9 protein-coding genes, 2 tRNA genes, 2 rRNA genes and 1 pseudogene are annotated in these 11595 nt (G+C 60.7%); 10 read left to right on the plus strand and 4 right to left on the minus strand.

Translation table 11 applies throughout. From position 1 onward, the window contains the following. Positions 1-63: 63 nt before the first annotated feature. Complete coding sequence (locus AC6I65_RS11890) at positions 64-1155, plus strand: aminopeptidase (RefSeq protein WP_497902079.1); 1092 nt, start codon at positions 64-66, stop codon at positions 1153-1155. 249 nt (positions 1156-1404) lie between these two features. Here AC6I65_RS11890 and AC6I65_RS11895 read toward each other — a convergent pair whose 3' ends face one another. Continuing rightward, positions 1405-1878 (minus strand): hypothetical protein, encoded by a 474-nt coding sequence (locus AC6I65_RS11895; protein WP_497902080.1) that lies wholly within the window; start codon positions 1876-1878, stop codon positions 1405-1407. 166 nt (positions 1879-2044) lie between these two features. Further along, on the minus strand, positions 2045-2662 hold the full coding sequence (locus AC6I65_RS11900) for a hypothetical protein (RefSeq protein ID WP_497902081.1): 618 nt from the start codon (positions 2660-2662) through the stop codon (positions 2045-2047). 191 nt (positions 2663-2853) lie between these two features. Here AC6I65_RS11900 and AC6I65_RS11905 point away from each other — a divergent pair, with 191 nt between their 5' ends. From AC6I65_RS11905 to AC6I65_RS11915, 3 genes are all read left to right on the plus strand, one after another. Further along, entirely contained in the window at positions 2854-3243 is a 390-nt protein-coding gene (locus AC6I65_RS11905) for a ribbon-helix-helix domain-containing protein (protein ID WP_497902082.1), read from the plus strand. Positions 3244-3289: 46 nt separating this feature from the next. Then, positions 3290-3529 (plus strand): DUF5816 domain-containing protein, encoded by a 240-nt coding sequence (locus AC6I65_RS11910; protein ID WP_253436462.1) that lies wholly within the window; start codon positions 3290-3292, stop codon positions 3527-3529. 112 nt (positions 3530-3641) lie between these two features. Continuing rightward, positions 3642-3947 carry a DUF7116 family protein gene (locus AC6I65_RS11915; protein WP_497903206.1) on the plus strand — a complete coding sequence of 102 codons (306 nt, stop codon included), beginning with the start codon at positions 3642-3644 and terminating at the stop codon, positions 3945-3947. A gap of 26 nt (positions 3948-3973) precedes the next feature. Here the strand turns inward: AC6I65_RS11915 and AC6I65_RS11920 are convergent, their stop codons facing one another. Continuing rightward, positions 3974-5176, minus strand: coding sequence for a pyridoxal-phosphate-dependent aminotransferase family protein (locus tag AC6I65_RS11920; protein WP_497902083.1), 1203 nt, complete (start codon positions 5174-5176; stop codon positions 3974-3976). Positions 5177-5536: 360 nt separating this feature from the next. On the opposite strand from AC6I65_RS11920, the gene AC6I65_RS11925 reads away from it, so the two are divergent. The 5 genes from AC6I65_RS11925 to AC6I65_RS11945 all read left to right on the plus strand — a co-directional run bounded on the left by AC6I65_RS11925 (position 5537) and on the right by AC6I65_RS11945 (position 10032). After that, positions 5537-8449: ribosomal RNA gene (locus tag AC6I65_RS11925) — 23S ribosomal RNA — on the plus strand. Positions 8450-8588: 139 nt separating this feature from the next. Continuing rightward, positions 8589-8710, plus strand: a 5S ribosomal RNA gene (gene rrf / locus AC6I65_RS11930). A 116-nt stretch (positions 8711-8826) separates the two neighbouring features. Further along, positions 8827-8901: transfer RNA gene (locus AC6I65_RS11935), tRNA-Cys, on the plus strand. Between the two features lie 218 nt (positions 8902-9119). Then, positions 9120-9359: a DUF8231 family protein gene (locus AC6I65_RS11940; RefSeq protein WP_497902084.1), complete on the plus strand. Its 240-nt coding sequence runs from the start codon at positions 9120-9122 to the stop codon at positions 9357-9359. Between the two features lies 1 nt (position 9360). Next, positions 9361-10032 (plus strand): DUF8231 family protein, encoded by a 672-nt coding sequence (locus AC6I65_RS11945; RefSeq protein WP_497902085.1) that lies wholly within the window; start codon positions 9361-9363, stop codon positions 10030-10032. Positions 10033-10537: 505 nt separating this feature from the next. Here the strand turns inward: AC6I65_RS11945 and AC6I65_RS11950 are convergent. Beyond that, positions 10538-10611 (minus strand) — tRNA-Lys (locus tag AC6I65_RS11950). A gap of 82 nt (positions 10612-10693) precedes the next feature. Here AC6I65_RS11950 and AC6I65_RS11955 point away from each other — a divergent pair. Then, positions 10694-11594 (plus strand): annotated as a pseudogene (locus AC6I65_RS11955) (M20/M25/M40 family metallo-hydrolase); the annotation flags it as partial. Between the last annotated feature and the right edge of the window lies 1 nt (position 11595).

Below are 11595 nucleotides of genomic sequence, written 5' to 3' on the forward strand. Positions count from 1 at the left end.
GCGAACGCCGCCCTCGACGACCGAATGATAAAGGTTCTTGATGGGATTCCCCGACTAACGGGTATGGACCCACGCGTCCGCGAACACGCCGAAATCATCGTCGACCACTCCGTCGACGTACAGAAAGGCGACAACGTCAGAATCAGCGCACCGCCGATCGCCCAGGACCTCGTCGTCGCGATCCACGAACTGCTCGGCGAACGCGGTGCCCACCCATTGCTCAGCGCGTCGAACAGCGCCGCCAGCCGCGCCTACCGGCGAGCCGTCGATCCGGAGGACCTCGAGTGTCCCAGCCACGTCCTCGCGGCCGCCGAGGAGACGGACGTCTTCATCTCGATCCGGGCCTCGGAGAACACCTACGAGACGAGCGACGTTGACCCCGAAGTCACCGCAGCGTTCGGCCAGGCTTACAAACCCATCCAGGACGAGGTCATGGGCAAGCGCTGGGTTGGGACCCAGTACCCCGCGCCGGGGAACGCCCAGGACGCGGAGATGAGCACCGAGGCCTACGAGGAGTTCGTCTGGGGCGCGATCACCAGAGACTGGGACGCCCAGCGGGAGTTCCAGCAACAGCTGGTCGAGATCCTCGATCCCGCCGACGAGGTTCACATCGTGAGCGGCGACACGACGGACGTGACGATGTCGATTGCGGGGAACCCGACGCTCAACGACTACGCGGAGAAGAACCTCCCCGGCGGCGAGGTGTTTACCGCACCCGTCCCCGACAGCGTCGAGGGCGAGGTCCTCTTCGACAAGCCGCTGATGGCCCAGGGCCGGGAGATCACGGACGTGTACCTCGAGTTCGAGAACGGCGAGGTCGTCTCCCATGCGGCCGAGAAGAACGAGGAGGTGCTCTCGACGGTGCTCGAGACGGACGACGGCGCCCGTCGACTTGGCGAACTCGGCATCGGGATGAACCGCGACATCACCGAGTTCACCTACAACATGCTGTTCGACGAGAAGATGGGCGACACGGTTCACATGGCGGTCGGTCGCGCCTACGACGAGACGGTCGGTGAAGGCAACGAGCGAAACGACAGTTCCGTCCATATGGACATGATCGTCGACATGAGCGAGGATTCGTTCATCGAAGTGGACGGCGAGGTCGTGCAGCGGGACGGAGCGTTCGTGTTCGAGGACGGCTTCGAGGGCTGAACAGCCGCTTTTTGGTCCAGCTTTTGCGAGCAAGTCGCGGAGCGACGAGCGAGGCAAGGTGGGCGCAGGTCGTGCAGCGGGACGGAGCGTTCGTGTTCGAGGACGGCTTCGAGGGCTGAGCGCGTACATCTCGTCATCCATTCTCAATGTCGTACGTCGACTATCTCTTCGCTCGAGACACGGGCTACTTCGTGTGTGAACCGAACGGCTTGGCCCGTATCGGACAAATCAACCGGACAGACGCTCGTCTCACTGATCTACAGTTACGAGGTCGTGTAACGAGGAGTTGCACTGTTGCTCGCGGTCGTCGAGATCGACCGTTTCCCAGTGGGGAATGCCATTGCCATCGGGCCCGATCCAGTACGCGATCTGGTAGGCGGATTCCCCGGACTCTTCTTCAGAATCGATCGTCACCCACTCCGTGTGATGGTCCATGCGCATATGAACGCGGAAGTGGCCTGGATCGTCTGGCCAACTCCGTGGGATCCATTGGTATTGAAGCGACTCGCCCATTCGACTGCCATCGATGCTGTACGAGTCAGCATACACCTCGTCGCCCTCGTAGTCGACACGGAGATGAACGGTGTGTGGCGTATTACTTGCACTCACGACCTCGATGCAGTTGAGAACCGAGTTCTCGCTCCGTAAAACTGCCGAGGCACATCCAGCAGAGATTGTCACCGACGAGGAGACGCCCGCGAGAAGTGCACGCCGTGAAACCATATTTTCCAGAAAGGTCGCCATACTATGTATTTTACGAATAATGATGTGGCGAACGATACGAACGATCTGTATCGATCGTTACTCGCCGTAAAATGCCACGTTCTACGGTAGTCAATGCACCCCGTCCAGTGTGCGTGGATGACGCCACAATGGCCGAAACAGATAGTTACAGTCGACGCATGAACTCGGGCAAGACCCCGCGCTCGTCGGAGTCACCGCCCGTGGGCGCGGGTCCGGCACCCAGATGACCACTGCTCGAGTCCTCGCTCGAGACGTCTGGTCCGGACTCCGTTCCGTCCTCCGTGCCCTTCTCACCTTCGTCAGTCGCGGCCACGGCCTCCTCGAACTCGTCGGGCGAGCCCGGCCCGAAGTAGTAGGGTTCGGTGGGCTCGAGGGTCGCCATCAACTGGAGGTTCACGTAGCCAGCGAGGACGAGCGCCAGTGGAAAGACGACATCGGGGAGCAATATGACCAGGAAGACCGACAGCGGCGAGTAGACGAAGAAGGCGGCGACCCGAAACCAGTTCGCGACGTAGGCGTCGACCACGTAGGCGTAGAGGCCGTACGCGCCGATTACGACGCCGATGTCGAGGTAGAGTCCGACCGGCATCCAGACCCCGCCTGCGATGACCGAGTGGGTGTAGAGAGCGATCGCTCCCGTCAGTACCGTCGCCCGATTGACGTAGGTCTCGTCGAGAGCCATCCCGAAGACGAGGATACCGAGCTGTAACAGTGGCGCGGCGATCCACCACGGCAGCGATTCGAAGATGAGTCCAGAATACACGTGGGTCTCCCTGTCGTCGTCCGAAGAGAACCTCGGAGACCCCTAAAACGTTCGCGCCGTTTCGAGCGTCGATACGAGTCTCGAGTCTCAATCTTCAGGCTCAAATCTCGAGTTTCGAGTTCGAGGAGCTTATATCAGAAGTTCGACTTTTCCCGCAACAATAATGCTGTCGTAGCAGTGAGATGGAAGGTATGGCAAAAGATACCGTCCGATATCCCGACGACGTCGTCGAAGCCATCGACAACCTCGTCGACGACGGTATGTTCGAGAGCAAATCGGAGTTCTACCGGTTCTCCGCGGAGTACGTGCTGACCATGATCAACCCGGACCACAAGGTCGAGACGTTCAACTTCGACGAGATCAAGAGCGAGTTAAACATCGACCGACCGGCTCGAGCCGAGGAGGTGGGCGCAGACGGCGGGACGTTCTTCCTCGACGCGCTTATCACCGTCCGAAAGTACGGACTTCGCGGGAACTACGAGGACGCCGAGGACTTCATCGACATGCACTACGAACCGACCGACCAGGAGTGTCTGGTTCTCGAGGAGGTGCTCGGCACCTACCGCGAACGGTCGGGCTGAGACCCGGAAGGACAGCCATTTACCCGCCGATTCCGTAGCGGGCGGTATGCAAGCGGTGGCTACCGACGATGGGGACACGGTCTACGTCGAAACGACCGACGGCGACCGCGGATCCAAGGGACCGTTCCTGGTCGCCTACGAGAGCCGCGAGCGGAGGCGTCGCTACGGCTGGTTCTGTTCGAATTGCGAATCGATCGACAACGCGATGGACCCGATGGGACGCATCCTGTGTAACCGGTGTGGCAACCTCCGGAAACCGACCGAGTGGGACGCCGCCCACGAGTAATTACCAGAAGCAGCTGAAGGTAGCGACGTCCTTCGAGATGTCCATTGCCTGTCGCCGTGCAAACGTTTATCATGGTGTCCGATGTAGTTCTACTCGAATGGGTCCTGTTAACATGCGACTCGTCGAGCAGGCCAGGTCGATCTTTGCTGAACTCGGCTACACGGTCGAGGGCAACGGACCGGATTTCCGAGCAGAACGGGCGTGGAAAGTCGTTCACGTCAACGCCGTCTCCGACGTTGAACAGCTTCCCCGATGCTCGGGACAATTTCACTGTTTCGTCACCGAACCCGGTGACGTAGACGACCTCGAGGACCGACTCGAGAGCCTGGATCCGGGCTACGAGTGGGCCATCATCGCCGCCGACGGCGAGGATTATCAGGTCGAACGCGCACCGCCAGGACCGACAGTCACTGTCTAACGACAGTCCCCGCACCCACTTATCGATTATCGGAGGGCCTCACGACACGCAGCGACGCCGCCGTCCGGCTCGACGTCCGCACCGAAATCGTCGAGCACGTCGGCCAGCGCCGCGACGAGGAGCGTAACGTTCTCCGGACTCGCGGAGTGGCCCATACAGCCGATGCGGAAGATTTCGCCAGCGAGGTCGCCCAGGCCGCCCGCAATCTCGAGGTCGTAGCGCTCGAGGAGTTCGTCGCAGACTTCGCCGTCGTCGACGCCGTCAGGAACCCGGACGGCGTTGAGGCTCGGGAGCCAGTACTCGTCGTCCGGATTCATCTCGAGGCCCATCCCCTCGGCGCCGGCCTTGAGCGCGCCCGCGAGTCGTCGGTGGCGTGCCCAGCGATTCTCGATGCCCTCCTCTGCGACCAAGCGGAGGGCCTCCCGGATCGAGTAGACGTTCGTGATCGGCGCCGTGTGGTGGTACGCTCGTTCGTCGCCCCAGTAGCCCTCGAGTAAGGAGAGGTCGAGGTACCACGACCGGGATGGCTCCTCGCGCGAGAGGACCTTTTCCATCGCCTCGTCGGAGAGGGTAAGCGGACTGGCCCCTGGCGGACAGGAGAGACACTTCTGCGGGCCGGAGTAGGCCACGTCGATGTCCCACTCGTCGACCCGGAGTTCGACGCCGCCCAGCGAGGTGACGGTGTCGGCGATCACGAGCGCGTCGTGGTCGTGGGCCGCGGCGGTGAGTTCGGGGACGTTCGGCTGGCGGACGCCCGTGCTCGTCTCGGCGTGGACGAATCCGAACACGTCGGGATCGTGTTCCGCGAGCGCGTCCGAGACCGCCGCTGGATCGAGCGGTTCGCCCCACGGCGCGTCGACCTCGACGACCTCGCCGCCCGCACGGCGAGCCATCGACGCCATGCGCCCGCCGAAGTAGCCGTTGGTCGGGACGAGCATCGTGTCTCCCGGCTCGACGACGTTGCCGATCGCGGCCTCCATCGAGGCCGAGCCGGTCCCCGAGACGGGGATCGTCCACTGGTTGTCCGTCTGGAAGGCGTATCGGAGTAGTTCCTGCACCTCGTTCATGATCTCGATGAACGACGGATCGAGGTGCCCGACGAGGGGCGTACTCATCGCCCGGAGTACGCGCGGGTGCACGTCGCTCGGCCCTGGTCCCATCAGGGTTCGCGTCGGCGGCGTCAGTTCGCCGACGTCCGGTGCGCTCGAGTCGTCGCTAGCTGGTGGCATGGCATAGTGTGGTGTGGGAACCACCAAAAGCGTTCACTCCCCGGCGAATCTGTGTCTGGAGGGCGAGGGCGTCTCAGCGTTCCCGGAGTACGTCTTGGCTCGAGTAAAACCCCGTGCCAGTGGTGGCCATGTGGGGGCATCACCAGGCGACGTCGAATCCGTGCCCTTAAGTACGTGACCGAAAGAGAATACAATCCGTAAGCAAAACTGATGCACCTCCCGGCGCAAGCGAGGAGGGAAGGTCGATGCCACCAGCCGTCTACTGGTGGCAGATGAAGACCGTATGTACGTGTAGTCCAGGCGTCCACTGGACCCGTTCCCGGGTCACAACCGCTGCATTCTGTGCAGCACCGATCCGAAAGAACGTGGCTACTGTGCCAACTGGTGGATCGCTCGGCTCGAGAGCCGATGACGGACGTGCCAAGCTGCGATAAGCCCAAGGGACCCGCACGGAGGGGAAGAACTTGGGATCTCCGAATAGGAATCCTCTTGCAATTGCTTAGCGCAATGGGGAACGTCGAGAATTGAAACATCTTAGTATCGACAGGAAAAGAAAGCAAACCGCGATGTCGTTAGTAACGGCGAGTGAACCCGACACAGTCCAAACCGAAGCCCTCACGGGCAATGTGGTGTTCGGACTGACCTGCAACATCCGACCATCGACGAGAAATCCCTTGGAATAGGGTACGAAACAGGGTGACAGTCCCGTACCGTCGATCAGTACGATGGGAGTCAGCCCAGAGTAGCGGGGGTTGGAAATCCCTCGTGAATCCCGCGGGCATTGACCGCGAAGACTAAACACTCCTCGAGACCGATAGCGAACAAGTAGCGTGAGCGAACGCTGAAAAGCACCCCAAAAAGGGAGGTGCAATAGGGCGTGAACTCAGTTGGCGATAGAGCGACGGGGCATACAAGGTCCCTCTCACAATGAACCAGGTGCGAACCTGTAGTAAGCCGAGAGGGAAGCCGGTGTTCCGTCGTACGTTTTGAAAAACGAACCAGAGAGTGTGCCTGTCTGACGAGTCTAACCCGAGTATCGGGGAAGGCAGAGGAAACCGATATGACCGCAGTCTTACGACCAGGGTCACCGTGTTCAAGCGCGGGGAGTCAGGCGGGCACGACCCGAAACCGGATGATCTAGGCATGGGCAGGGTGAAGCGTGGCGAAAGCCACGTGGAGGCCCGCTAGCGTTGGTGTCCTACAATACCCTCGCGTGACCTATGTCTAGGGGTGAAAGGCCCATCGAATCCGGAAACAGCTGGTTCCAACCGAAACATGTCGAAGCATGACCTCCGCCGAGGTAGTTCGTGGGGTAGAGCGACGGATTGGGGGACCGGACTCCGAGAGGAGTTCGCCCCCCTGTCCAACTCCGAACCTACGAACGCCGTCGACGCGGGGAGTCCGGTGCGCGGGGTAAGCCTGTGTACCGTGAGGGAGACAACCCAGAGCTGGGTTAAGGTCCCCAAGTATGGACTAAGTGCGATCGAAGGTGGTCGCAAGCCCTAGACAGCCGGGAGGTGAGCTTAGAAGCAGCTACCCTCTAAGAAAAGCGTAACAGCTTACCGGCCGAGGTTTGCGGCGCCGAAAATGATCGGGGCTCAAGTCCATCACCGAGACCTGCGACGTGCGTCACAGCACGATTCCGTAGGTTGGCGTACTGTTCGGGTGGAAGCACGGAAGAGATTTCGTGTGGACCGTGCAGTAACGAAAATTCTGGTCATAGTAGCAGCGTTAGTCGGGTGAGAACCCCGACGGCCGAACGAGTAAGGGTTCCTCAGCAATGCTAATCAGCGAGGGTTAGCCGGTCCTAAGTCAGCCCGCAATTCGAAGCTGACAAAAGGGAAATAGGTTAATATTCCTATGCCAGTGTGCACTCAAAGCCGACGCTTTGGGGCCGCCTCTCCGGGCTTTCGCCCGGGTGAACAGTCCAAGACCGTGGAAGCCGTAATGGCACGAAGCGGTCGAATGGCTGGATAACGCAAGAGAGGTCAACCCAGAGCCCGTGAAAAGGCAAGCACACTGTCCGTACCGAGATCCGACACAGGTACTCGTGGCGGCGAAAGCCAAGGTCTGTCGGGAGCAACCGACGTTAGGGAATTCGGCAAGTTAGTCCCGTACGTTCGCAATAAGGGATGCCTGCCACGGAAAGTGGCAGGTCGCAGTGACTCGGGCGCTCCAACTGTCTAGTAACAACACAGGTGACCGCAAATCCGTAAGGACTCGTACGGTCACTGAATCCTGCCCAGTGCAGGTATCTGAACACCCCGTACAAGGGGACGAAGGACCTGTTAACGGCGGGGGTAACTATGACCCTCTTAAGGTAGCGTAGTACCTTGCCGCTTTAGTAGCGGCTTGCATGAATGGATCAATGAGAGCGCCACTGTCCCAACGTTGGGCCCGGTGAACTGTACATTCCAGTGCGGAGTCTGGAGACCCCCAAGGGGAAGCGAAGACCCTATAGAGCTTTACTGCAGGCTGTCACTGAGACGTGGTCGCCATTGTGCAGCATAGGTAGGAGCCGTTACACAGGTACCCGCGCTAGCGGGCCACCGAGGCATCACTGAAATACTACCCGATGGTGACTGCGACTCTCACTCCTGGCGGAGGACACTGGTAGCCGGGCAGTTTGACTGGGGCGGTACGCGCTTGAAAAGATATCGAGCGCGCCCCAAGGTTTCCTCACTCGGGTCGGAGACCCGAGAAAGAGCGCAAGAGCATACGGAAGCCTGACAGTGTCCGGCACAACAACGGACGCTGACGCGAAAGCGTGGTCAGCGAACCAATTAGCCCGCCCAATGCGGGCAATTGCTGACAGAAAAGCTACCTTAGGGATAACAGAGTCGTCACCCGCAAGAGCACATATCGACCGGGTGGCTTGCTACCTCGATGTCGGTTCCCTCCATCCTGCCTGTGCAGAAGCAGGCAAGGGTGAGGTTGTTCGCCTATTAAAGGAGGTCGTGAGCTGGGTTTAGACCGTCGTGAGACAGGTCGGCTGCTATCTATTGGGGGTGCTACGGTATCTGACGGGAACGTTCGTATAGTACGAGAGGAACTCCGAATGGGTGCCACTCGTGTACCGGCTGTCCGAGAGGGCACGTGCCGGGCAGCGACGCACCACGGGGTAAGAGCTGAACGCATCTAAGCTCGAAACCCACCCGAAAAAGAGATGCCACCGAGATCACTCGTAGAAGACGAGTTCGATAGACTCGGGGTGTACGCACCGAGGCAACGAGGTGTTGAGCCCGCGAGCACTAACAGATCAAGCCACCATTCATTTCGCATGGATCAACCCGTAAGAACGGGTCCAGGCGCTAATTGGACTACACGTACAACACGGTCACAACCGACCAGAGAACCTTAGACACCGTAACCGACCCTGGTACTGTCGCGGTTCGACTCCGCGAGTCGGCATTACGGCGGCCAGAGCGGCGGGGCACCACCCGTACCCATCCCGAACACGGCAGTTAAGCCCGCCCGCGTTTCGGCCAGTACTGGCGTGGGAGACCCGCTGGGAACCCCGGCTCGCCGCCGACCCACTCATACCACATACAGCATCCACCGATACTGGCGCTCGCGGCGGTTTTCGTCATTAGAGCGGGCAAATCGGCGCCACGCTTGGGCCAACGAACACGGTGGATACATCCGAGCGCGCCAGGTGGCAGAGATCGGCCGAACGCACTTGCCTGCAGAGCAACCCATCGCCGGTTCAAATCCGGCCCTTGGCTCTTTCACGTTTTGTACCCTGATCCGGTCCCTTTAGACCGCTTCATCTCCTCCCTTCGAGCGCGTCGGTTTCAATTCCTGGAGCCACCTTCAAATCGTCGAGTACCAGTCAATCGCGGTCGATCTCGACCAGGCTCGGCTCGAAAGCGAATGCGATCCCTGGCTCCACTCTTTCGAGAACTTAGTAACCGTTATACGACGCGCGGACAACGCCTCATACATGCAATTACGCGCAGGGATCGTCTACGCCGTCCTGTTTATGGTGGTCGCTGCGGGCGCGTACGCCGTTATCGCGACCGCGGAATCACCGCAGGTGACGATCGACGAAGCCGATGCGGACTACCAACTCGAGCAGGGTGACGAGATAACGATCGAGGATCGGACGTACAACGTGTCCGAGCCTGGACGGGGCTGCTGGAACGGGGACGTTGGAATACGTCAACGATTCCGTTCCAACTGACGTGGCGTGGTCCGGTGCGAGCGCTGCAAATGGTGACGCCTGGGACGATGGCGATACGGTTCAGTTCGAGGAAGAGGGGACGGAGTATTCCGTCTACATTTACGCGCCGCCAGGAGAGGGTGACGGAAACGAGAGTGCCGACGGTGGTGACGGAAACGAAAGCGAGGCCCAACCGGAGACGTTCTTGCTGATCGAATCGGTCGATTCCGAGGAGTACACGTTCCTCGAGCGACCCGACGGCGTCTACGTGATCGTCGAAGAGGACGGCCAAGAGGTCGTTCGCCACGTTACGGAGGTTGACGATATCGACACCCAGGAGTACGCGGTTGGAGATGAGGTGACCTTCTACGAATCCGAGATGGAAGAACAGGTTGACGCTGAGGTGACGACAATCGAGACGGACGAGGTGACCGTCGAGTACACCGGTGAGGATGTCACGGAGGTATCGCTCTCCCACAACGAGGAAGTGATGATCGAGCAGACGCCCTACGGCGTTCACTTCCCAAGCGAGGACGTCGTTTACCTGACCGAGGACGTCGAGAGTTTCCAGGCTCAACACCAGGCAGTCGATGAGCACAACGAGCGAATCCACGGGTTCTGGTGGGCGATCGGACTGTCGGTGATCGCGATCGTGTTGCTGGCCGGGTTGGCGTTCATGCCGCTGCGAGGCTGAGGGCTCGAACTTATAGACGACCACGGTTCGCGTGCCGTTTCGTCAGTGTGGTTGGTATCGGTGTGTTTTTTATCGGTTTTCGGTTTGCGGTGTCTGTAGTCTTTGGCCGTTCTCGAGTGGCAACTGCGGCTCGTTCGGTGCGGTTCGATGCGGTCCGATGCGGTTCAGTGTGGTTCGGTGCGGTTCGACACTTTCGAGGAACGCTCGTGTCGCTGACGTGGATTGATCTGAACTCGCTGCTCACGAACGTGTTCGCGGCAGGAAAGCGAGACGGGTGCGATTGTGAACCACGCCCAGAAATGCTCGCTTCGCTGTGCCTTTCTGGTCTCTTTCAGATCGCTGTATGATCGCGTTGCTCCTCGCGGTTCTGCTCGGAGCAAGGGGCCAGGCGCGATTTGAACACACGGTCGATCGCTTCCTCGTTCACTTCGTTCGCGAGACTGCGCTCTCCTGCGTTCAAATCGCAGGGCCGTTTTGCCACTCACGAATGTGCTCGTGGCAAAAGCGGGCCAGGCGCGATTTGAACACGCGACCGTCTGGTTAAAAGCCAGACGCTCTGCCGAACTGAGCTACCGGCCCCGTACTCTCCTCTTTCGGGGACGCGTGGTTAAACGTTTCTTTCTCCCACGGTATTATATCGGGGTCCGACGTGGTCTCGCACATGAATTTCCGCATCTGGGACGACGACCTTCGGGAGTTCGTCGACACGTGCTGTTCGTTCGAGACGACTGCAGGAAACGAGAAGCCGGCCCAGGTGTGGCTGCGCGAGGAACTCGAGGCGGCGGGCTTTCGGACCTACACCTGGGAGGCTGACCCGGCCGTTCTAGCCGAGCATCCGTCGTTCCCGGACGACCCTGACGACATCGAGACGGCGGATCGGCCGAGCGTTGCCGGAGTTTTCGAGTTCGGAGATCCTGACGCGGGGCCGACGCTGGTGTTGAACGGGCATGTCGACGTCGTCCCTACGGGGTCGGGGTGGGAGGGTGATCCGTTCGAGCCCCGGTGGCGCGACGGTCGCCTCGACGGCCAGGGGTGCGGCGGACATGAAGTCGGGGCTGGGGGTGTGCGTGTTTGCGGCGCGTCACCTGGCAGAGGTCGCTACGAATACTGACCACGACCCCAACCTGAACGGTCGGATCGTCGTCGAGAGCGTCGCCGGCGAGGAGGAGGGCGGGATCGGTGCAGCCACGGCAGCACTCGAAAATCCCTATCCGTTCGAGCGAGACGCGGCGATTGTCGCGGAACCGACGGAGTTGCGTCCGGTGGCGGCGGTCGAGGGAAGCCTGATGATCCGGATCGGCCTCGAGGGCCGGTCGGCACACGCGGCGACGCGGTGGCGGGGAGCGTCGGTGTTGCCGGCGTTCGAGCGCGTTCGCGAGGAGTGCGAGGCGTTCGAACGGGAACGAAGCGAGGCCATCTCCCATCCGTTGTACGACGAGTTCCCGATTCCGTGGCCGATCTGTATCGGGCGAGTCGAGCAGGGCGGTGGGCGTCCTCGGTCCCGGACGAACTGACGGCGGAGGTTCGGGTCGGCGTCCCCCGGGGAGACGGTGACGGACGTCG

Source organism: Natronosalvus sp. KLKA75 (assembly GCF_059736265.1).